The sequence below is a fragment of the Microbacterium sp. ZW T5_56 genome (genome assembly GCF_044987425.1).
Taxonomy (GTDB): Bacteria; Actinomycetota; Actinomycetes; order Actinomycetales; family Microbacteriaceae; genus Microbacterium.
Genome location: NZ_JBJDRI010000028.1, coordinates 40,173 through 61,727 on the forward strand (window position 1 = coordinate 40,173; position 21,555 = coordinate 61,727).

The 21,555-nt window shown below is 68.6% G+C and carries 21 protein-coding genes; 15 read left to right on the plus strand and 6 right to left on the minus strand.

Features of this window, described 5'->3' with window-relative positions; translation table 11 throughout:
* The first annotated feature begins 27 nt into the window (after nt 1–27).
* The 5 genes from ACI3KU_RS13715 to glmM all read left to right on the plus strand — a co-directional run bounded on the left by ACI3KU_RS13715 (nt 28) and on the right by glmM (nt 6,941).
* A complete protein-coding gene (locus ACI3KU_RS13715; RefSeq protein WP_404922864.1) occupies nt 28–717 on the plus strand; it encodes an endonuclease/exonuclease/phosphatase family protein in 690 nt (229 codons plus the stop codon).
* 174 nt (nt 718–891) lie between these two features.
* Nucleotides 892–4,395 (plus strand): hypothetical protein, encoded by a 3,504-nt coding sequence (locus ACI3KU_RS13720; protein WP_404922865.1) that lies wholly within the window; start codon nt 892–894, stop codon nt 4,393–4,395.
* A 228-nt stretch (nt 4,396–4,623) separates the two neighbouring features.
* A complete protein-coding gene (gene rplM, locus ACI3KU_RS13725) occupies nt 4,624–5,070 on the plus strand; it encodes a 50S ribosomal protein L13 (RefSeq protein WP_404922866.1) in 447 nt (148 codons plus the stop codon).
* A gap of 26 nt (nt 5,071–5,096) precedes the next feature.
* Nucleotides 5,097–5,567 carry a 30S ribosomal protein S9 gene (gene rpsI, locus ACI3KU_RS13730; protein WP_404922867.1) on the plus strand — a complete coding sequence of 157 codons (471 nt, stop codon included), beginning with the start codon at nt 5,097–5,099 and terminating at the stop codon, nt 5,565–5,567.
* 15 nt (nt 5,568–5,582) lie between these two features.
* On the plus strand, nt 5,583–6,941 hold the full coding sequence (glmM, locus tag ACI3KU_RS13735) for a phosphoglucosamine mutase (RefSeq protein ID WP_404922868.1): 1,359 nt from the start codon (nt 5,583–5,585) through the stop codon (nt 6,939–6,941).
* 73 nt (nt 6,942–7,014) lie between these two features.
* Here glmM and ACI3KU_RS13740 read toward each other — a convergent pair whose 3' ends face one another.
* The 3 genes from ACI3KU_RS13740 to ACI3KU_RS13750 form a co-directional block, all read right to left on the minus strand.
* The gene (locus ACI3KU_RS13740) at nt 7,015–7,938 is read right to left on the minus strand and encodes a Ppx/GppA phosphatase family protein (RefSeq protein ID WP_404922869.1); all 924 of its coding nucleotides are present in this window, start codon (nt 7,936–7,938) and stop codon (nt 7,015–7,017) included.
* 103 nt (nt 7,939–8,041) lie between these two features.
* A complete protein-coding gene (locus ACI3KU_RS13745; RefSeq protein WP_404922870.1) occupies nt 8,042–9,007 on the minus strand; it encodes an acetylxylan esterase in 966 nt (321 codons plus the stop codon).
* Between the two features lie 352 nt (nt 9,008–9,359).
* Nucleotides 9,360–10,208: an HAD family hydrolase gene (locus ACI3KU_RS13750; RefSeq protein WP_404922871.1), complete on the minus strand. Its 849-nt coding sequence runs from the start codon at nt 10,206–10,208 to the stop codon at nt 9,360–9,362.
* A gap of 62 nt (nt 10,209–10,270) precedes the next feature.
* Here ACI3KU_RS13750 and coaA point away from each other — a divergent pair, with 62 nt between their 5' ends.
* From coaA to ACI3KU_RS13795, 9 genes are all read left to right on the plus strand, one after another.
* A complete protein-coding gene (gene coaA, locus ACI3KU_RS13755) occupies nt 10,271–11,212 on the plus strand; it encodes a type I pantothenate kinase (RefSeq protein WP_404922872.1) in 942 nt (313 codons plus the stop codon).
* A gap of 57 nt (nt 11,213–11,269) precedes the next feature.
* Complete coding sequence (glmS, locus tag ACI3KU_RS13760) at nt 11,270–13,117, plus strand: glutamine--fructose-6-phosphate transaminase (isomerizing) (protein ID WP_404922873.1); 1,848 nt, start codon at nt 11,270–11,272, stop codon at nt 13,115–13,117.
* 16 nt (nt 13,118–13,133) lie between these two features.
* Nucleotides 13,134–13,517: a holo-ACP synthase gene (locus ACI3KU_RS13765; RefSeq protein ID WP_404922882.1), complete on the plus strand. Its 384-nt coding sequence runs from the start codon at nt 13,134–13,136 to the stop codon at nt 13,515–13,517.
* Nucleotides 13,517–14,659, plus strand: a complete 1,143-nt coding sequence (gene alr / locus ACI3KU_RS13770) for an alanine racemase (protein ID WP_404922874.1) — start codon at nt 13,517–13,519, stop codon at nt 14,657–14,659. The genes ACI3KU_RS13765 and alr overlap by 1 nt, the downstream gene beginning before the upstream one ends.
* 44 nt (nt 14,660–14,703) lie before the next feature.
* Nucleotides 14,704–15,132, plus strand: coding sequence for a tRNA (adenosine(37)-N6)-threonylcarbamoyltransferase complex ATPase subunit type 1 TsaE (gene tsaE / locus ACI3KU_RS13775; RefSeq protein WP_404922883.1), 429 nt, complete (start codon nt 14,704–14,706; stop codon nt 15,130–15,132).
* Nucleotides 15,133–15,211: 79 nt separating this feature from the next.
* The gene (gene tsaB, locus ACI3KU_RS13780) at nt 15,212–15,835 is read left to right on the plus strand and encodes a tRNA (adenosine(37)-N6)-threonylcarbamoyltransferase complex dimerization subunit type 1 TsaB (RefSeq protein ID WP_404922875.1); all 624 of its coding nucleotides are present in this window, start codon (nt 15,212–15,214) and stop codon (nt 15,833–15,835) included.
* Nucleotides 15,832–16,305, plus strand: a complete 474-nt coding sequence (gene rimI, locus ACI3KU_RS13785) for a ribosomal protein S18-alanine N-acetyltransferase (protein WP_404922876.1) — start codon at nt 15,832–15,834, stop codon at nt 16,303–16,305. Before tsaB ends, rimI begins: the two co-directional genes overlap by 4 nt.
* The gene (gene tsaD / locus ACI3KU_RS13790; RefSeq protein WP_404922877.1) at nt 16,302–17,387 is read left to right on the plus strand and encodes a tRNA (adenosine(37)-N6)-threonylcarbamoyltransferase complex transferase subunit TsaD; all 1,086 of its coding nucleotides are present in this window, start codon (nt 16,302–16,304) and stop codon (nt 17,385–17,387) included. Before rimI ends, tsaD begins: the two co-directional genes overlap by 4 nt.
* On the plus strand, nt 17,380–17,952 hold the full coding sequence (locus tag ACI3KU_RS13795; protein WP_404922878.1) for a hypothetical protein: 573 nt from the start codon (nt 17,380–17,382) through the stop codon (nt 17,950–17,952). The genes tsaD and ACI3KU_RS13795 overlap by 8 nt, the downstream gene beginning before the upstream one ends.
* A gap of 80 nt (nt 17,953–18,032) precedes the next feature.
* Here ACI3KU_RS13795 and ACI3KU_RS13800 read toward each other — a convergent pair whose 3' ends face one another.
* The 3 genes from ACI3KU_RS13800 to ACI3KU_RS13810 all read right to left on the minus strand — a co-directional run bounded on the left by ACI3KU_RS13800 (nt 18,033) and on the right by ACI3KU_RS13810 (nt 20,932).
* Nucleotides 18,033–18,737, minus strand: a complete 705-nt coding sequence (locus ACI3KU_RS13800; protein WP_404922879.1) for a type 1 glutamine amidotransferase domain-containing protein — start codon at nt 18,735–18,737, stop codon at nt 18,033–18,035.
* An 88-nt stretch (nt 18,738–18,825) separates the two neighbouring features.
* The gene (locus ACI3KU_RS13805; protein WP_404922880.1) at nt 18,826–19,710 is read right to left on the minus strand and encodes a LysR family transcriptional regulator; all 885 of its coding nucleotides are present in this window, start codon (nt 19,708–19,710) and stop codon (nt 18,826–18,828) included.
* Nucleotides 19,711–19,717: 7 nt separating this feature from the next.
* Nucleotides 19,718–20,932 carry a THUMP-like domain-containing protein gene (locus ACI3KU_RS13810; RefSeq protein ID WP_404922881.1) on the minus strand — a complete coding sequence of 405 codons (1,215 nt, stop codon included), beginning with the start codon at nt 20,930–20,932 and terminating at the stop codon, nt 19,718–19,720.
* Between the two features lie 163 nt (nt 20,933–21,095).
* Between ACI3KU_RS13810 and groES the strand changes: the two genes are divergently transcribed.
* Nucleotides 21,096–21,392: a co-chaperone GroES gene (groES, locus tag ACI3KU_RS13815; protein ID WP_039394204.1), complete on the plus strand. Its 297-nt coding sequence runs from the start codon at nt 21,096–21,098 to the stop codon at nt 21,390–21,392.
* Nucleotides 21,393–21,555: the final 163 nt, after the last annotated feature.

A 21,555-nucleotide genomic window follows, 5' to 3' on the forward strand; every position in this document is an offset into this window, starting at 1 on the left:
CGTGCTGGGCGTTACCCTGGTTGGCACATGAAGGTCATCTCGTACAACCTGCGCAAGCACCGGGCAGCCGGTGAGCTGGCGGCGCTCGTCGACGCACACGATCCCGACGTGCTGTGCCTCCAGGAAGCCGACACCGCCGACATTCCCGAGCGGATCGGCGGACTCCTCCTGGCCGCCGCCACGCGGGGCAACCGGCTCGGCCTGGCCGTCTACTACCGGCAGAGTGCCTTCCGCTGTGACGGAACCATCACCCTCGCGCTGAAGAAGTCGCTGCACGATCGCGTGCTTCGCCCGGCGCACGAGCGTGTGCTCGGGGTGCTGCTGCACGACATCGACAGCGGCTCGCAGGTGATCATCGCGTCATTCCACGCGGCACCGCTCACCGCGCTGAACTCGCTGCGTCGCCATCAGATCCGCACCGCTCTCAGCGAGCTGGATCGGCTGGGGGCCGGCCTTCCCAAGCTGATGGTGGGGGACTACAACTACCCCGTCTTCAAGGAGGATCTGTCGCGTCGCATGCGCGCGGATGGACACGAGCTGGTGATGAGCGATGCTCGCACGTACACGCGCTACCGCTTCTTCCGCGGGTATTACGACTTCGCCACGGCCGTCGGTCTCACCGTCGAAGCCGTGCACACCCTGCCGCAGGGGGAGAGCGATCACCTGCCCATTCTGGTGACCTGCGCCGCTCGCGCCCCCTACCGCCCGGTCGGCTGACTCGCTCCCTCGCGCGACAGGGCGCCCACTCGGATCTGTCGCATTTCTTCCGCTGTACGTGATGCCTCTGCTACTGTGAGCGCGTCCCCGTATGGCGCGTTCCCGTGTGCCATGATCGCGCGCCCGACTGCGCGATCCTGCTCGGCGGGGAAGCATGATTCCGGGGGAAGCTGCATGCGTCAGTCCATCATCCGTCGCACCCTGATCGCGTCCGCCGCGATCGTGGGACTGGTCGTCGGAGGATTCGTTCTCGCGCCGGCTGCGACCGCCGTCTCCACCGACGTCGCCACCGCGAAGGGCCGTGCCACCGGCTCCGGCAAGTGGGGCTACGTCGGGCAGTTCGGCCAGGTCAACAACACCTTGCAGCCCACCGCGGGACAGTTCTTCCTGCCCTACGCGCTCGACATCCGCGGGAACACGGTCGCGGTGACCGACAGCGGCATCGCGTCGTGGGAGAACGGGAACAAGGTCGCGGGTCACTCGATCCAGACCTTCGACCTCACTGCGTCACCCGGATCTGCGGGGCATGGCGACTACCTCGGCGGCGGTGCCTACGACATCGTCAACACGAAGAGCGGTGCCGTCGATGTGCACGATATCGTCGAGCCCGTCGGGCTGGCGTACCTGCCCACTGGCACACCGCGAGGGCCGCGTGGTGTCAGCGTCGCAACCGACTCCAGTGTGGTGACCGGCCGATACGAGGGTCCGGCCGGCTGGCTGGCCATGCAGCGCTACACGGACCCGACTCTGGCGACGGCGGCCGGAAGCTGGGGACCCACGACGTGGGGCGCCACCGGATACGCGGGCGGCACCGTTCAGCTCGCGGTCACCGACTCGGGTTACACCGTGTCGTCCTCCAACTCGGCCGCGAACATCTACGACGCGTCTGGGCAGTTCCTGAGCTCCGCCGGTTTCTACTTCGATGCCGACGGCGCCTACCTCTTCGGATCCTTGGGCGCGAACCCGACGGCCACCCAGGCGAACCTGTACCTCAACAACCCGAAGCTCACCGGCGAAGTATGGGGTCTCGACGCCTACGACAACGGCGACGGCACCCTCACCGTTTTCGTCGGTGATGTGGGACAGGGACCGGTCGCCGGTCTCTATCGCGGTGCGACCGTCAAGAAGTACATCGTCGCGACGACGGGTGGCGTCGTCAACGCCCGCTGGAACCCGGCCGGCTGGAAATGGACGCTGGACACCACGTTCGGCACGGGCGGCCAGGTGGTCTTCCCGAACTTCAGCATCTTCGGTTTCACGCGACTCGAGACCGTCTTCGACCTGCATGCCGACCAAGCATCGAACACCGTCTACGTGGCGCTGGGCGGTGTGAGCAGCAAGATCGCCGCACTCGATCTGGCGTCGGGCGCCGCCAAGACCGCGCCTGCTCCGGTGAACGCCCCCGCAGCGCAGAACGATTCCGCCATGAACTTCGTGCGCGGCATCGCGGTCGATGACCGCGGACTCGTCTACATGACGACCCAGGACACCACGGCGGCCAGCAACTCGCGTGCCATCGTGCAGATCTGGGGCAAGACTCCCACGTCCATCGCCGGAACCGCAGCCGCCTCCGCGGTCGCCCCGACATCGGCGACGCTCACCTGGGGCACCTCGACCGTGGGATACCAGCAGCCGGATCTGCTCGACTACGTCGTGAAGTACCGTGTCGTCGGCGCTCCCGCCTGGACCACCGCTCCCGTGCCCGGTGGAGCGGCAACATCTACGGACACGACACGCGCCCTGAGTGGGCTGATCGCGGAGACCTCCTATGAGGCGTGCATCACGCCGTTCAACGAGGCGGGCTCAGGCGACCCGGCGTGCACGACGTTCGTGACGCCCGCTGCCGTCGCCGCGCTGAGCGTGGTCAAGACGGGCAACACTGTTGCGACGGACACCGTGGCTGACGCGCTGCATGTCGCCGCCGATGCAACGGTGACATTCGCGTACGCGATCACCAACACCGGCAACGTTCCGGTCACGGGGATCACCGCCGATGACAGCGTGCTCGGCGCGCTGACCCCGCCCGCCGGATTCGACGGCACGCTGCAGCCGAACGCCACCGCCACGTTCACCGTCGACGGGCCGGTTGCCGCGGGTGCCTATCACAACACCGTCACGGTCACATCGGTCGAGGCGGCGGACGTGACCGACGACTGGTACGGATTCGGGGAGACCACCGGCCTCACCCTGGTGAAGAAGGGTAACGACGCCGTAGCCACCACGGCCGACGCAGCCGTCCAGGTGCCGGCGGACTCCACAGTCACGTGGACCTACACCGTCACGAACACGGGGAACATCCCGGCGACCGGGGTCACCCTCGTCGACGACCAGGTCGCGGCCACGGACATCACCGTGCTGTCTCCGGCGGGATTCGACGGCACCCTGGCACCCGGTGCCGAGGTGGTGTTCACCGCCTCGGGTCCGATTCCTGCGGGGGCCTACGTGAACCACGCCACGGCCTCGGCCGATGACGTCGCCGATGCCGTCACCGAGTGGCACGGATTCGGCGTCACGAGCGGGCTGACCATCGTGAAGAAGGGCGATGACGTCGTCGCGACCGAAGCGTCCGATGCGCACATCGTGCCTGCCGGCAGCACGGTCGACTTCACCTATGTCGTCACGAACGCGGGCAACACCCCGGTATCGGGCGTGGCCGTCAGTGATGACCTGCTCGGCGCACTGACGCCGCCTGCTGGCTTCTCCGGAACGCTCGCTCCGAACGAGAGTGTCGAGTTCACCGCCTCCGGGCCGATCGCCGCTGGCGCGTACGTGAACCACGCCACCGCGACGGCGTCGGGTGTACCCGATGCCACCACCGAGTGGCACGGATTCGGGGAGACGACAGGCTTGACCATCGTCAAGAAGGGCAACGGCGTCATCGCGACGACCGCGCCCGACGCCGTGACGGTGGATGCCGGCGACACGGTGAGCTGGGTCTACACGGTGACGAACACCGGAAACACCACGGCCACCGGTGTCACGGTGACGGATGACCAGGTGACGGTGACCGCCCCGAACGGCTTCGATGGCACGCTCGCACCCAATGAATCGGTGGAGTTCACCGCCAGCGGCCCGGTGGGCGAGGGGGCCTACGTGAACCACGCGACCGCCTCGGCCGATAACGACGCGACGGCGACGACGCAATGGCACGGTATCGGACGCGCAGTGACGCCGTCCCCGACGCCGACTGCGACGGAGACGGTGACCCCGTCCCCGACGCCGACGGTTACAGCTACGCCGTCTCCGACCGCGACGCCCACTGCGACGCCGACACTGACACCGACACCGACACCGACACCGACACCGACACCGACACCGACGGAGACCGTGACGCCGTCCCCGACGCCGACGCCGACTCCGACGGAGACCGTGACACCGACACCGACACCGACACCGACACCGACGCCGACTCCGACGCCGACTCCGACGGAGACCGTGACGCCCACGCCGACACCGACGTCGTCCCCGACGCCGACGGACACTGTCGCGCCGACGGCGACGCCGACCGAGACGTCTCCGGTGATTCCCACGGGTAAGCCATCCACTCCGGCTCCGACAGCTGCGCTGCCGACGACCGGCCAGGACGGGGGCGGGGCAGTCGAACTCGCCGCCCTCGCGCTCGCCGTCATCGCTCTCGGTGGAATCGTGCTGATCGCCCGCCGCCGAGCGACGAGCTGACCTCGTCGAGACGCCAGCTGATGGCCGGGCCCGCGAAGGTCCGGCCATCGGCGCATTTGGTCGACGTGCCCGGATGACGTAGACTCAACCCTTGGTGTGCTCCCTCTGCTGAAAGCATGCCCGAACGTGAGCCCTCCACCGGTCAGTTCGCACAGCCTCGCTGTGAGAACCGCCACGGGAGTGGGATTCACGAACCTCTCCGTTCGACACAAAGAAAGCAGCACTATCGTGACGCGCACTTTCACTCCGAAGGCTGGCGAGCTCCAGCGTGACTGGCTGGTCATCGACGCGACTGACGTCGTGCTCGGTCGCCTGGCCTCGCACGCTGCCGCCCTCCTTCGCGGCAAGCACAAGCCCACCTTCACCAACTTCATGGATGCCGGTGACTTCGTCATCATCATCAACGCTGACAAGGTCGCCCTGACCGGCCAGAAGCTCCAGAAGAAGATCGCCTACCGTCACTCGGGTTACCCGGGTGGTCTCAAGGCCGTCGCCTACGCCGAGCTCCTCGAGAAGAACCCGGTTCGCGCCGTCGAGAAGGCTGTTCGCGGCATGCTGCCGAAGAACTCCCTGGGTCGCGATCAGCTGAGCAAGCTGAAGGTGTACGTCGGTGCCGAGCACCCGCACGCCGCTCAGCAGCCCAAGACGTACATCTTCGACCAGGTCGCCCAGTAAGCGCCGCTCTCCAAAAGGACACACTCGTGGCTGACATCGAAACTCCGCAGAACTACTCCACCGAGACGCCGGCTGAGGCCGCCGTCGAGGCTCCCCGTCCCGTCCTCTCGGTTCCCGGCGCTGCCGTGGGTCGTCGCAAGCAGGCCATCGCCCGCGTGCGTCTGGTCCCCGGTTCGGGAACCATCACGGTCAACGGCCGCACGGTTGAGGACTACTTCCCCAACAAGCTGCACCAGCAGCTGATCAACGACCCGTTCACCATCCTGAACCTGGCTGGTGCGTACGACGTGATCGCTCGCATCTCCGGTGGTGGCCCCTCGGGTCAGGCCGGTGCGCTCCGCCTCGGCATCGCGCGCGCTCTCAACGAGATCGACCGCGAGAACAACCGCCCGACCCTGAAGAAGGCCGGCTTCCTGTCGCGCGACGCTCGCGTCAAGGAGCGCAAGAAGGCTGGTCTCAAGAAGGCCCGTAAGGCGCCTCAGTACTCGAAGCGTTAAGGTTCGGACCTTCCGATGCCGCTGTTCGGCACGGACGGGGTGCGGGGGCTGGCCAACGGCCCCCTCACCGCCGATCTGGCGCTGTCCCTGGCCCAGGCGACTGCTGTCGTCCTGGGCCAGGGCCGTTCTGCAGAGGCGCGACGCCAAGAGGGCAAGCGTCTCACTGCAGTCATCGCTCGCGACCCCCGGGTGTCGGGCGAGTTCTTGTCCGCGGCGGTCGCTGCGGGGCTCGCCTCGTCCGGCGTTGATGTCTTCGACGCCGGTGTGATCCCGACCCCCGCGCTCGCGTTCCTCGTGGCCGACACCGCTGCCGACTTCGGCGTCGTGGTGTCCGCCTCGCACAATCCGGCACCGGACAACGGCATCAAGATCTTCGCCCGCGGCGGAGTGAAGCTTCCCGATGAGGTGGAGCTGCGCATCGAGCAGGCCCTCACCGGACCGAAACTGCAACCGACCGGTTCCGGAGTCGGCCGCATCCGCCGCTTCTCCGACGCCGAGGACCGCTACCTCATCCACCTCCTGGGCTCGCTGCCGAACCGTCTCGATGGCATCCACGTGGTGCTGGACTGCGCGCACGGTGCGGCTTCCGGGGTTTCGCCCGATGCATTCCGTGACTCCGGCGCTGAGGTCACCGTCATCGGTGCCGACCCCGATGGGCTCAACATCAACGATGGTGTCGGCTCGACCCATCTGGACAACCTTGCGGAGGCTGTCGTCCGTCTCGGCGCCGATGTGGGCATCGCCCACGACGGCGACGCCGATCGCTGCCTTGCGGTGGACGCCGAGGGCAACTTCATCGACGGCGACCAGATCATGGCGATCCTCGCGGCCGCCATGCACGAACGCGGTGTGCTCACCGACGACGTGCTGGTCGCGACCGTGATGAGCAACCTGGGCCTGCACCGAGCCATGGGCGAGCGGGGCATCACCGTGAAGACCACGGCGGTCGGCGACCGCTATGTGCTCGAGGAGATGAACAGCGGCGGCTTCGCGCTCGGCGGCGAGCAGTCGGGTCACGTGATCATGCGCGAGTTCGCCACCACCGGCGACGGCGTGCTCACCGGCCTTCACCTGGTGGCTGAGATGGCGCACAAGAAGAAGTCGCTCGCAGAGCTCGCGCAGATCATGACGATCTACCCGCAGGTGATGGTGAACGTCCGTGGCGTCGACCGGGACGGTGTGCACGGCGACGACGAGATCGCCGCCGCCGTCGCTGCCGTCGAGGCGGAGCTCGGCGACACCGGTCGTGTGCTGCTGCGTCCGTCCGGCACCGAGCCACTCGTGCGCGTGATGGTCGAGGCAGCCGACGAGGACTCCGCTCACCGTCACGCCGCCACGCTGGCCGCGGTCGTGAAATCCCGTCTCGCGATCTGACCGCGAAACACCCAAGCAAGTCTGAGAAACCCCGCAACGCGGGGTTTCTCGGACTTGCTTGGGTTTCTCGTGTCTAGAGGGACTCGATGTAGCGCAGGAGGACGCCCTCGCGCAGCGCCCAGGGGGAGGCCTCCAGCTCGTCCACACTGAGCGCGAGCATCGCCTCGTGCAGCACCACCGCACCCGCGACGATCTGGAACGTACGATCCGGGGTGATGCCGGGGAGGATGTGTCGCGACTCGGCGGGCAGCTTCGCCAGCCGGGGCACCCAGTCGCCGAGCTGATCTCGCGAGAGAGTCACGCGGTCGGACCCCGCCCAGCCAGTGAGCACGTTTCCGGCGAGACGGGCGAGCGAGCGGATGGTCTTCGAAGAGCCGACGACGTGATCCGGGGCGGGTTGACCGGCGAACGCCGCAGCGGCAGGCACCAGCAGGTGACGGGCGTGCTCGCGCAGACGCGCGACGGCCTCATCGCCCGGAGGATCCAGCGGCAGGTGCTCGATGGTCATCCGACCGGCACCCAGCGGAAGTGACAGCGCGACGTCGGGCACCTCCTCGCTGCCGCAGGCGATCTCCAGAGATCCGCCTCCGATGTCGAACATCAGCAGCTGGCCCGCCGACCAGCCGAACCACCGGCGCGCGGCGAGGAAGGTGAGCTCCGCCTCGGCGGATCCGCTCAACACCTGCAGGGAGTGACCGAGTCGTGCTTCGATCTCGGCGATCACGGCGGTGCCGTTGGTCGCGTCGCGCACCGCGCTCGTCGCGGTGGCGAGCAGGTCGTCGGGGCGCTCGTCGTCGAGGATCTCGCGCGCTCGGGTGACAGCGGCGAGGATCGCATCGACCCCCGCCGGCGAGATCGACCCGTCGGGTTCGAGGAATCGCATCAGCCGCAGGACAGCCTTCTCGCTCACCGACGCGATGGGTCTGCCGCCGGCATGGATCTCCGCGATCAGCAGGTGGACGGTGTTCGAGCCGATATCGAGGACCCCGAGGCGCATCCGCACAGCGTATCGCCCGGTGGCAACGTTGCGACAAACCCAAGCAAGTCCGAGAAACCCCGCATCGCGAGGTTTCTCGGACTTGCTTGGGTGTCTCGGGGTGTCAGATGCGGGGGGCGAGCCAGGAGGTCTGGCGCAGCCACTGCACGGCGCCACCGCCCTCGTGACCGTTGAACGGGTACACCTCGATGTCGGCGTCGCTCGATGCCAGGTGGTTGAAGGCCGCGAACACGCTCGACGGCAGCACGACGTCGTCCATCAGTGCGACGGAGAACAGCGCGGGCGCGGTGATGCGGCGCGCGAAGTTCACGCCGTCGAAGTACGACAGGGTGCGGAACACGTTCTCGGCAGCGTCGCGGTGCACGGCCAGATACCGCACGATCTCGGGGAACGGCAGTGACGGGGTGAGTTCGACCGAGCGGCGGAAGTGGCAGAGGAAGGGCACATCCGGCATCACCGCGGCGACGTCGGGGTGCAGGGCGGCTGCGGCCAGTGAAATGCCTCCGCCCTGGCTGCCGCCTGTCACCGCGATTCGCGCGGGATCCACGAATGCGAACTCGCGGACCGCGTCGATCGCGAGCACCGCATCGGTGAAGACCCGGCGGTAGTAGTAGGTGTCGGGAGAATCGATGCCGCGCGTCATGAAACCCGGAGCCGCGCCCGCGGAACCGTGCGGGTCCGGAGTGTCGCCGCCGGATCCCCAGCTCGATCCCTGGCCGCGGGTGTCCACGAACACGTGCACGTAGCCGGCCGCCGCCCACTGCAGCTGCTCGCCGGCGAGGCCGCGTCCGCCGCCGTATCCGATGAACTGCACCACGGCGGCGCGCGGGGTCTCATCCTTCGGGCGCGTGACCCACGCGCGGATCGGTTCGCCGCCGAATCCGCTGAACGTGAGGTCCTCCACGATCAGCTGATCGATCGGCGTCTCTGCCGGGACCAGGGCGGAGGGCGTGCGCAGGGCGCGGGATTCGGTCAGCGTGCGTTCCCAGAACGCGTCGAAGTCGTCGGGCTCGGCGACGTCGGGTCGGAAGGTGCGCAGGTCATCGAGGGGGAGATCAGTGAGGGCCACCGCAACACCGTAGCGCACGACACGCGACCCTCCGGTGCGCTCTCGCCACACCGTGACACCTCACCCGCGCCACCTCTCACTCCGGATTTCGGCGCCGCGATCCTGCCGCCGCGATCCTGCCGCCGCGATCCTGATGCCGTGACCCCGCCACCGCGATCCTGATGCCGTATCCCTGACGCCATGATCCTGATGCCGCGATCCTGGCGCCGTAACCCATAACCCGTGAGACTTCCGTGTGTGGGCGAGAATCCGTGCAATGCGGTGATTGTCGCCCACAGAGGGAAGTTTCGCGGGACATGGGGCTCGCGTCAGGCGGCTCGCGTCAGGTCAGGAATCGCGTCAGGGGACTGCGTCAGGGGAGGAGGCCGTGGCGGGCGAAGACGGCGTGGACTCCGCCGTCGAGCACGGCGGAGGTGACCTCCGACGCCGCGGCCTTCACCGCGTCCGTGGCGTTGCCCATCGCGGCGGAGACGGCGCAGGCGGTGAACATCTCCAGATCATTGGGGCTGTCACCGATGCCGATCGCCTGGTCGCGCGTGAAGCCGAGACGGGGGAGCAGCAGCTCGATCGTGGTGCCCTTGTTCACGCCGGGGCCGGAGATCTCCCCGCTCGCGGAACCGAGGAACGGGATGGAGCCGGTCACGATGTGGAACCGGTCGCCGAGGCCCGCGACCGTGCGATCGTAGGCGCTGTGATCGTCGCCGACGAAGACCACCTTGGCGATGTGGTCGCGAACGTCATCGGGGGCCTCGGCGATGTCGCGCACCGTCGGTTCGGCCGCTCCCGCGTGCGAGACGTCCACGCCCGCTGCGGCAAGAGCCTCATGCGCGCGGATCGCACCCGCGGTGATCCGTTCCACGGCCGCCGATTCGGCATACGTTCCCGTGAAGGTCTGCAACACGGCGGGCAGATCCTCGGCACGCAGGAAGTCGAGCAGCTCGGTGGCGAGATCCGTGGGCATCGCGCGTTCGATGATCAGCTCGCCATCGATCGTGACGAACCCGCCGCCCGCCGAGACGATACCGTCGAAGCCGATCTCCCGCACCGACGGCGCGATCTCGGCTTCCGCACGACCCGTGCACAGGAACACGTGGTGCCCATTGGCGCGTGCCTCGCGAATCGCGGTGATCGTGGTGGGATCGATACGTCCCAACGAATCGATGATCGTGCCGTCGACGTCCAGGAAAGCGATGCGCTGCATGGCTCCCACGCTAGGGCACTCGCCCGTGCGCGACGCCCGGACGGCCGCGATAGCATGGCGGAATGCCTGCCGCGCCCGCATCGCCGCTGAGCCCGTACCGCGATATCACCCGCGCGGAGTGGGCACAGCTCGCACAGGGGATGCCGCAACCGCTCAGCGAGCCGGAACTGGTGCAGCTGCGCGGCCTCGGCGATCGGATGGATCTGACCGAGGTGCGCGAGGTCTACCTGCCGCTGAGCCGCCTGCTCAGCCTCTACGCCGCCGCCACCAAGCGGCTCGGTGCCGACACGGCCGCGTTCCTGCATGAACCCGACGTGACCACGCCGTTCGTGATCGCCGTGGCCGGTTCGGTCGCCGTCGGCAAGTCGACCGTTGCTCGACTTCTGCGCGAGCTCGTGAGCCGCTGGTCGGACACGCCGCGCGTCGAGCTGGTCACCACCGATGGCTTCCTTTACTCCAACGCGGAGCTGGAGCGGCGGGGCCTGATGGATCGCAAGGGCTTCCCGGAGTCCTACGATCGTCGTGCGCTGATCGAGTTCCTCACCGAGGTGAAGTCAGGTGCCGAAGAGGTACGTGCCCCGTTCTACTCCCACATGCGCTACGACATCGTTCCCGACGCTCACGTCGTGGTGCGTCGTCCGGACGTGGTGATCGTCGAAGGCCTCAACGTGCTGCAGCCGCCGCCCAGCCCGAACGAGGTGGCGGTGAGCGACCTGTTCGACTTCTCGGTGTTCGTGGACGCAGACACCCGGCACATCGAGAAGTGGTACGTCGACCGGTTCCTGGAGTTGCGCAAGGGCGCCTTCAGCAACCCGCACTCCTACTTCAACGTCTTCGCGCACCTCACGGACGCGGAGGCAGAGCAGGCGGCGCTCGGGTACTGGAACGACATCAACATGCCGAACCTGGTCGAGAACGTTCTTCCCACCAGGCACCGCGCCAGCCTCATCCTCCGCAAGGGGGCCGGGCACAGCGTCGAGCGGGTCTCCCTCCGCAAACTGTGACGCGCGCTCCTCACAGGTCACAGGAACGCCTCCGGGCACGCCTCTAGAATCAGGACCATGTGTGGAATCGTTGGATACGTGGGTGCTCGTGAGAGCCAGCCCATTCTGTTGGCCGGCCTCGCTCGGCTCGAATACCGGGGCTACGACTCCGCGGGTATCGCCGTCATCGACGATGACGGCGGCCTGGACATGCGCAAGAAGTCCGGGAAACTCAACGTGCTGCGTGAAGACCTCGCTGCCGCGCCGATGCCGGACGGATCGACCGGCATCGGTCACACCCGCTGGGCGACACACGGCGGACCGACCGACGAAAACGCCCACCCGCACCTCGCCGACGATGACCGTCTCGCCCTCATCCACAACGGCATCATCGAGAACTTCTCCGAGCTGAAGAACGAACTCCTCGCCGAGGGCTTCACGTTCCGCTCGGAGACCGACAGCGAAGTGGCCGCCATCCTGCTCGGTCGCGAGTACCGCGCCACGGGCGACCTGCGCGCTGCCTTCCGTGCCGTCGTGCGTCGCCTCGAAGGCGCGTTCACCATCCTCGCGACCCACCGCGACAGCCCCGGCCTCGTGGTCGGAGCGCGTCGCAACTCGCCGCTGGTGATCGGACTCGGCGAGGGCGAGAACTTCCTCGGCTCCGACGTCGCCGCCTTCGTCGAGCACACCCGCCGCGCCCTCGCGATCGGGCAGGACCAGATCGTCGCGATCACGCCCGCCGGCGTGGAGATCACCGACTTCGACGGCAACCCTGTCGAAGCGGAGGAGTTTACCGTCAACTGGGATGCAGCTGCCGCGGAGAAGGGGGGCTGGCCCAGCTTCATGGCCAAGGAGGTCTCCGAGGAGCCCGAGGCTGTGGCCAACACCATCCGCGGACGCCTGCAGGACGGGCAGGTGGTGATTCCCGAGCTCGACGGCCTCGACGAGCTGTTCGCCGGGATCACCCGCATCATCATCGTCGCCTGCGGCACCGCCGCCTACGCGGGCGAGGTGGGCAAGTACGCCATCGAGGCGTGGGCCCGCATCCCGGCCGACGTCGAGCTTGCACACGAGTTCCGCTACCGCGATCCGGTCATCGGTCCGGACACGCTGGTGGTCTCCATCAGCCAGTCCGGCGAGACGATGGACACCCTCATGGCGGTGAAGTACGCCCGCGAGGCCGGCGCGAAGACGCTCAGCATCTGCAACACGCAGGGTGCCACGATTCCGCGCGAGAGCGATGCGGTGGTCTACACGCACGCCGGTCCCGAGGTGGCTGTGGCCTCCACCAAGGCGTTCGTCGCGCAGATCACGGCGCTGCTGCTGCTGGGTCTGCACATCGGTCGCATTCGCGGCACGATCAGCGCAGACGACGGCGCCCGCCACGTGCGGGAGCTGGAGGCGATCCCCGCCAAGATCAGTCGCGTGCTGGAGCAGCAGGAGCGCATCGGTCAGCTCGGTCACTGGATGGCCGACACCCGCTCCGTCCTGTTCCTCGGCCGTCACGTCGGATTCCCGATCGCGATGGAGGGCGCCCTCAAGCTCAAGGAGATCTCCTACATCCACGCCGAGGGCTTCGCCGCAGGCGAGCTCAAGCACGGACCGATCGCGCTCATCGAGCCCGGTCAGCCGGTGTTCGTCATCGTCCCCTCACCGCGCCACTCGTCGCTGCTGCACGCCAAGGTGGTCTCCAACATCCAGGAGATCCGCGCTCGCGGCGCGCGCGTCATCGTGATCGCGGAGGAGGGCGATGCCGCCGTGCTGCCGTTCGCCGACGAGGTGCTTCGCATCCCGCTGGCCGAGCCGCTGTTCGAGCCGATCCTCGCCGTGGTGCCGCTGCACGTGTTCGCGATGGCCCTGGCCACCGCGAAGGGGCTGGACGTGGATCAGCCGCGCAATCTCGCCAAGTCCGTGACGGTGGAGTGAGCGCGAACCTGTGAGCCTGATCGCCGGCATCGGCGTCGACCTGGTCGACATCGCGCGCTTCGAACGCACACTCGAGCGGACTCCGCGTCTGCGCGAGCGACTGTTCACCGCGAACGAGCAGCCGATGCCGGCGCGTTCCCTCGCCGCCCGCTACGCCGCCAAGGAGGCCTTCATCAAGGCTCTCGGCGGCTCGGACGGGGTGTACTGGCGCGAGATCGAGGTGCGAAACGATGCCGAAGGGCGACCGTTCTTCTCGCTCACGGGCGCGACCGCTGCCACGGTCATCGCGCGCGGCATCAGCACGATGCACGTCTCGATGTCGCACGACGGCGGATTCGCCACGGCGTATGTGATCGCCGAGCTTCGGCCGGATCGCCCGGTCGGAGGGAAGGGCCTGTGATGGTTTCCGACTCGACCGCTCAGCCGTTGCGCGAAGCGGTGATCGACACCGACGCGATCACGGCCAACACCCGGACGTTCGGCGCGCTCACGAGCACGCCCATCCTCGCCGTGGTGAAGGCGAACGCGTACGGCCACGGCGCTGTTCGCACCGCGCGCGCTGCCCTCGCAGGGGGCGCGGTGATGCTCGGGGTGACCGATCTGTCCGAGGCGTTCGAACTGCGCGAAGCGGGCATCACAGCCGACATCCTGTCGTGGCTGCACGCTCCCGGCACGCGATTCGAGCGGGCCGTGGCAGAGCGCATCACGATCGGCATCTCCACCCTGGAGCAGCTCAGCGCCGCGATCGACGCCGGATCGGTGGCGAACCCGGCGCGCGTGCACCTGAAGCTCGACACCGGGCTCAGCCGCAACGGGCTGCCCCCGGAGGACTGGGATGAAGCGTTCGCGGTTGCTCTGCACGCACGGCAGGCTGGTGTCCTCGACGTGGACGGACTGTTCTCGCACGTCTCCAACACGTCCGACGCCGACGACAGGGCGGCCCTCGCCGCATTCCTCGACGGGGTCGAGCGCGCTGCGGCGATCGGCATCCGCCCGCGGCTGCGGCACATCGCCGCCACGGCCGCGGCGATCGGACTCCCCGACACTCGACTGGACCTGGTGCGCATCGGCATCGGCCTGCACGGACTGAGCCCCGATCCGGACAAGTTCCGCGCGGCGGAGCTGGGTCTGCGTCCCAGCATGACCCTGCGAGGCACGGTGGCGAACGTCCGGCGGGTTCCCGCTGGAACCGGGCTCTCCTACGGCTACGCCTATCGCACCGAACGGGAGACCACGCTGGCGCTGGTGCCGCTCGGGTATGCCGACGGGATCCCGCGGCAGGCATCCAACCGAGCGCCGGTGCGGATCGGCGATGCGGTGCTGCGCGTGTCGGGTCGCATCGCGATGGACCAGTTCATCGTCGACGTCGGCGATGCGCCCGTCGCGGTGGGAGACGAGGTCGTGCTGTTCGGCGACCCCGCCGCCGGGGATCCCGCGGTGGAAGCGTGGGCGGACGCCGCCGACACGATCAACTACGAGATCGTCACGCGCATCGGCGGCCGGGTGCCGCGGCGCGAGGTCACGGACGGGGCGACGGCGTGAACGAGGCACTGGTCGGAGACATCGCGGTCGATACCGCCGCCGACATGGAGGCGCTGGGCCGGCGTATCGGTGAATCCCTCGTCGCGGGCGACCTCATCGTGCTCACCGGCGCGCTCGGTGCCGGCAAGACCACGCTGACGCGGGGGATCGGTGCCGGTCTCGGGGTACGAGGTCCGGTGCAGAGCCCCACGTTCGTGATCGCCCGCACGCACCCGTCCCTCGTGGGCGGCGCCGCGCTCATCCACGTGGATGCCTATCGCCTCGGCTCCGCCGCAGAGCTGGATGATCTCGACCTCGACGTCGACGGGTCTGTGGTGATCGTCGAGTGGGGGCACGGCATGGTCGACGGGCTCCGCGATCGCTGGTGGGAGATCGAGATCGAGCGCCCCACGGGTGAGGAGGTCGGCGGCGTCGCCGACGACGACCTCGACGGCGACACGACCCGCCACATCCGCATCACGTCGCGCCCGTAGCGGAGGGCGCTCCGGGACCGCGCCAGCGAGACGACGGGCGCTCAGGGACCGACGGCTGGGCGCGGGATACCCTGGAGGGGTGATTCTCGCGATCGATACATCTCTGGGTTCCGCGGTCGCCGTGGTCGATCGTGACGGCACCGTGCTCGCCGAAGCGCACACCGATGATCGGCTCGGCCACGCCGAGGTGATCGGCGATCTGCTGGTTCGGGTGCTGCAGGAGGCGGGGGATCCCGTCATCACGCACGTTGCAGCGGGGATGGGGCCCGGTCCTTTCACCGGGCTTCGCATCGGAATCGCCGCCGCGCGGACGTTCGCTCTCGCGCGCGGTGCCGAGGTGGTGCCGGTGGTGAGTCACGACGCGATCGCGCTCGGCCTTCTGGAGGCCGACGACGACGCGGAGTTCGCGGTGGCGACCGATGCCCGGCGTCGTGAGATCGCCTGGACCGCGTACACCGGCATCGACGCCGACGGCCTCCCGGTCCGTCACGCGGAGCCGGGACTGGTGAATCGTGCCGAAGCGGAGATCGCCCTCACCGGCTGGATCTGGGGCGAGGCCGATCAGCTCGACGCCGGCCTGCTCGGTCGCGTCGCCGCGCGCGCGATCGCCGCGGGGCGCATCATCGGGCCAGACGAGCCGCTGTACCTGCGCTCGCCCGACGTCGCCGCGCCCAAAACCGTTCCTCCGAAGGCGGGAGCATGATTCTGCGCGATGCCGGCGTCGGGGACCTCGCCGCCATCATGGCTCTGGAGCATGCGTCGTTTCCAACCGACGCCTGGTCGGAGAACACGATGGCGGACGAACTCGCCTCGCCGCACACCCAGTACGTGATCCTCGTCGACGAGCACGAGACCGCGCACGGGTATGCGGGCTTGCGCGTTCTCTCCGGCTCGCCGGACTCGGATGTGCAGACCATCGCGGTCGCTGCCGAGGCCCGCGGACGTGGTTTCGGGCGACTGCTGTTGCACGAACTGCTGCGTCGTGCCGTCGATGCGGGCGCCCGCGAGGTCTTCCTCGATGTCCGCGATGACAACGAGCCCGCTCGCGCCCTCTACGTGTCTGAAGGATTCGAGGAGATCGGCCGGCGCCCGCGCTACTACCAGCCGGACGACGTCGACGCCGTGGTCATGAGACTGGCGCTGACCGCCGCCGTGAAGGAGAAGCTCACGTGAACCGCACGGAACCCCTGGTGCTCGGCATCGAGTCCAGCTGCGATGAGACCGGGATCGGCATCGTGCGCGGCCGCACACTGCTGAGCAACACGATCGCCTCGAGCATGGACGAGCACGCCCGCTACGGCGGCGTCATCCCCGAGATCGCCGCGCGCGCCCACCTAGAGGCCATGCAGCCGACGATCGAGGCCGCGCTGGCCGAAGCCGGGGTGACTCTCGACGACCTCGACGCCGTGGCTGTCACCAGCGGCCCCGGACTCGCGGGCGCACTGATGGTGGGTGTCGGTGCGGCCAAGGCGCTGGCGGTGGGCCTCGGCAAGCCGCTGTACGCGGTCAACCATCTGGTCGGGCACATCGCTGCGGACATCCTCGACGACTCCGCGGAGCCGCTCGAGTACCCGACCGTGGCCCTTCTGGTCTCCGGCGGACACACCTCCCTGCTCTTGGTGCGCGATCTCACGACCGATGTCGAACTGCTCGGCGAGACCATGGACGACGCGGCGGGGGAGGCCTTCGATAAGGTCGCGCGCTTGCTGGGGCTGCCGTACCCGGGTGGCCCCGAGATCGATCGCGCCGCAGCGAGCGGAGACCCGAAGGCGATCCGCTTCCCGCGCGGAATGTCCCGCGCCAGTGATATGGCGCAGCACCGCTACGACTTCTCGTTCTCGGGGCTGAAGACCGCCGTTGCGCGCTGGGTGGAGCAGAAGCGCGCCGCGGGCGAGGACATCCCGATCACCGATGTCGCCGCGAGCTTCCGCGAGGCCGTGGTCGACGTGCTGGTCACGAAGGCGCTCGACGCCTGTGCCCAGCACAACGTTCCGCGCCTGCTCCTCGGCGGCGGCGTGATCGCCAACCGTCGACTGCGTGAGGTCGCGCTCGAGCGCGGAGCGAAGGCCGGCGTGACCGTGCGGATCCCGCCGTTGTCGCTGTGCACCGATAACGGGGCGATGATCGCCGGGCTCGCCTCGGAGCTCATCATGTCCGGGCGCGAGGCCTCAACACTGGCGTTCGGGGCGGATTCGACCCTGCCGGTCACCGAGATCCAGGTGGCGCAGGCGGCGGGCGTGGGTCGCGATGGCTGACGACGAGTCGGGCACCGGATCAGCGTCGCCGGGAGGCGGCGAAGCCCCCGACGCCGACGCCGTTCCGCCGCTCGGCGCCGAGGCTGCGCCCGGCAACGACGTCGTCGTCGAATCGGCCGTTCGTGAGGATCTGGTGTCGGAGGACATCCTGGCCGAGATCGATCCAGACCACACCGGCTGGACCGCCGAGATCTCCGTCATCCGCCAGATCCCGGCACCCGCAGACGATCCGGAGCTCCGCGGTGCACCGCCCGTCAGCGACGAGCCCGTATCGCAGCCGACCCCGCAACAGCCGGAGGCGCTGTGGGCTCCCGCCGCGCTCGTGCGCAAGGGCATCGGCGGCAGCGCCCTGTCGTTCTCGATCTCGGCGCTCATCGGATCCTGCGTTGTCGGATGGCTGTTCCCGCTCGGCATCTTCGCCCTGATCTTGGGCATCGTGGCGGTACGTCGCCCGGCGGAGAGCACCTCGCTCGGCCGCTGGGCCATCGGACTCAGCATCCTCTCGCTCGTATACAGCGCCGGCTGGATCTGGTGGGTGGGCCGCCAGATCGGCTGGTGGTTCTGAGGGTGGCCGTCTGGCAGCAGTGATCGCGGCCGCACCGGAGCGTGGACTGCGTGCGGTTGCCGACAGCCCCCGCGCCCGCTCTATCGCGAACTCAGCGCGGCGTTGATCGCCTCGGCCACGGCCGCACTGGACTGCGGGTTCTGGCCCGTGATGAGGTTGCGGTCGCGCACGACGTGACTGGTCCACGGGGCGGCGTCTTCGATGATCGCGCCGAGATCGCTGAGACGGTCGGTCACGAACCACGGGGTGTTAGTGCCGAGGCCACCCGTGAGCTCTTCCTCGCGGGTGAAGGCGGTCATGCGGCGGCCCGCGAAGGTGAAGTGCCCGTCGTCGTCCACCGCGCTGAGCAGGCCGGCCGGGCCGTGACAGAAGGGCGCGATGAGCGCCTCACGGTCGTTCGCGTCGACCAGGATCCGTCCGAGGGTGGGATCGGACGCCAGATCGTTCATCGGACCGTGACCTCCGGGCAGCACGATCGCGTCGAACTCCTCGTGCGCGATCGCGTCGAGGGCCACGGGCACCCCCAGCCAGGCGTCGCTCGCGTCAAGGGAAGCGCGGAACTCCTCCGCGCGCTCGTCGCCGCCGATCACGGACGGGTCCAGGGAGGCCGGATCGACCGGAGGGCGTCGTCCTCCGGGCGTGGCCAGGACGATGTCGTGGCCGGCTGCGGCCAACAACCGACGCGCGACAATCAGCTCCTCCGCCCAGAAGCCCGTGCGATGCGTCGTGCCGTCCGCGAGGACGAGAGTGTCAGCCGCCGTGACGACCATGAGGATGCGTGACATGAGGGTTGCCTTTCGTTTCCCTCAGTGTTCGCCAGTGCCTCCGCGCTCGGTCATCGGCAGGCCTATCGACCCGATCAGAAACATCTGGTCACCGGATGATCGTGCGCAGTTCGTTTTCGATGTCGCGCACGCGCTGATTGCGCGCCGTCTCCCCGGAACGGGTGGCCACGTACACCGTGTTCAACGGGGCGACCTCAGGGGTGTCCAAGAGCACCAGCTCGCCACGGACGAGGTGGTCGCGCACAAGGTACTCGGGCAGGACGGACATGCCCGCGCCGGCGAGCACAGCATCGCGTACCCCGCGCAGATCGGGGATCACGGCGGTCACCGTCAGCCCGTCGGGGCGTCGAGCGAAGACGGACTGCCAGTACCGGCGAATGATCGGGAGATTCTGCGCGTATGCGACCACCGGAATCTCGGCCCACGGATCGAATTCGGTCCGCGGCGAATGGTCACGCCATCGCGGCGCGCCCACGAGCACGAATTCCTCGTCGTACAACGGTGCGGCGGAGATTCCGCGTGCGTGGGGGCGCACGGCGCTGACGACGATGTCCAACGCTCCAGCGCGCAGCATGTCCAGCAGTGAGTCAGCGACCCCGAACGTGAGTTGCACGGGCGCGCCGATCACGGCGACGATGTCGGCGAGCCGGGGCACCACCATCACGGAGAGCAGTTCGGCGGGACCGCCGAGCTGAATCGCTGTGGCAGGTGCGCTCAGGTGCGAGGTGAGGAGATCGTCGAGCAGATCGACGGATGCCGCTGCGGCGCGGGCGAGTTCGTCGCCGCGAGCTGTGGCGGTCACCCCGGTGCGTGTTCGATCGAAGAGCGGGTGCCCGCAGGCCGCTTCAAGCTCCTTGATTCGAGCGGTCACCGTTGGCTGCGAGAGGCCGAGGAGGGCCGCCGCCTCTGTCAGCGAGCCGGTGCGATGCACGGTGACGAAGGTGCGCAGATGCTCGAGGTCGGGGGATGCCATCGATACCTCAGTCCCGGCGGGCTGGCGCGGCCGGGTCCACACGATCCGCCAGGATCGCGACTCGCGAGTTGCCGCGCCGGGTGAGAACCAGCGTCGCCGACTCGCCGCCGGTGAGCTTCAGCTTGCGCCGCAGGATGGCTGGGTCCACGTCCACACCGCGCTTCTTGATCTCCAGGGTGCCGATGCCACGGGCCTTCAGCGCACGCGCCAGCTGCTTGACGTCGGTGGGGAGTTCCTCGCGCACGCGGAACGACTGAACGAATGGACTGGTGACGGCGGCGTCGCCGGTCACGTACGCGATGCCCGCGGAGAGCATTCCTGCATCCAGCGACCGCGCCACCTCACCGATCAGGCGCGCGCGGATCACGGCGCCGTCGGGTTCGTGCAGGAATGCGCCGAGGGTGCGCACCGGCTCATCCTCGGTATCGGCCGCTGCTGTCAGCTCATGCGTCTCGTCGCCGCGCATGACCAGCGCGGCGCGACGGATTCCCGGGCGGGCGAGCGCACCGAACCACAGGGCCAGCTCCACCACCGATCCGCCGTCGCTCACCCACTGCGCCTCCGCTTCGGCGGGGATCTCCGCGCGGTCGTGTGCTGGGCCAAGCTTCACGCCCACGGGCATTCGTTCGGCCAGCGCGTAGACCCAGGGCAGCGACGGGGCGTACTCGTCGGCGGCCACGCGCGTGGTCTCAGAATGACCGGCGGTGCGACGGGCGGGATCCAGCCAGGCCGCGTAGACATCGGAGAGGTCAGTCTCTTCGGCGCGGGCGTGACGGACGCGGACATCGTCGCCGAAGATCGCGAGGTTGTAGGCGGTGATGGCGGCGGTGACCTCATCCGCGTCCACCGCGAGTACCCGCAGGTCCGCGCCGGCGAAGGCGAGCGCGTCGCCGCCGATACCGCAGCCGAGATCGGCCACGCTGGTGATCCCGGCAGCCCGGAACCGACCGGCGTGACGGGCCGCGACCGGCATCCGTGTGGCCTGCTCGAGGCCGGCGCGGGTGAACAGCATCCGCTCGGCGAAGGGACCGAACTTCGCCGTCGCCCGGGTGCGCAGCCGCGCCTGGGTGACCACCGCGGACACGAGCTCCGGGCCGTGACCGGCGGCACGGAGCCGCGAGACGGCGCGGAGAGCGTCTTCGCTCGTGACCACCGCACCGGTGGCGTCGAGGAGGGCGAGACCCTCGGGCGTCAGCAGGGCCGTCAGCTCACTCATCTCCACTCCGACAGCCTACGCGGCGCTCCTCGGGCAGCGCAGTCTGATCGGTTCCTGAAGGATTGGCACTCGCGTTGCGTGAGTGCCAGCCGCCGTCCTACACTGGCATTAGCACTCGACTAGTGCGGGTGCTAACGAGTCTTGAATCGCAAGAAGGAAGAGGTAAACCGTGTCGGTTTCCATCAAGCCGCTCGAGGACCGCATCGTCATCAAGCAGGTCGAGGCTGAGCAGACCACTGCCAGTGGACTGGTCATCCCCGACACCGCCAAGGAGAAGCCCCAGGAGGGCGAGGTCGTGGCCGTAGGCCCCGGTCGCATCGACGACAACGGCAACCGCGTTCCGCTCGACGTCGCCGTCGGTGACCGCGTGCTCTACAGCAAGTACGGCGGCACCGAGGTGAAGTTCGGCGCTGACGAGTACCTGGTGCTCTCCGCTCGCGACGTTCTGGCGGTTGTCGTTCGCTGATCCTCAGCTGACGCTTTCGTCCGAAGGCCCGTGTGCACCCGCACGCGGGCCTTCGTCATGTCCCGTTCGACGCGAGAAACCCATGCGCGGCCGAGAAACCCCGCGTTGCGGGGTTTCTCGGACTTGCTTGGGTTTCTCGCGATGGGAGCGATGGGAGCGGGGG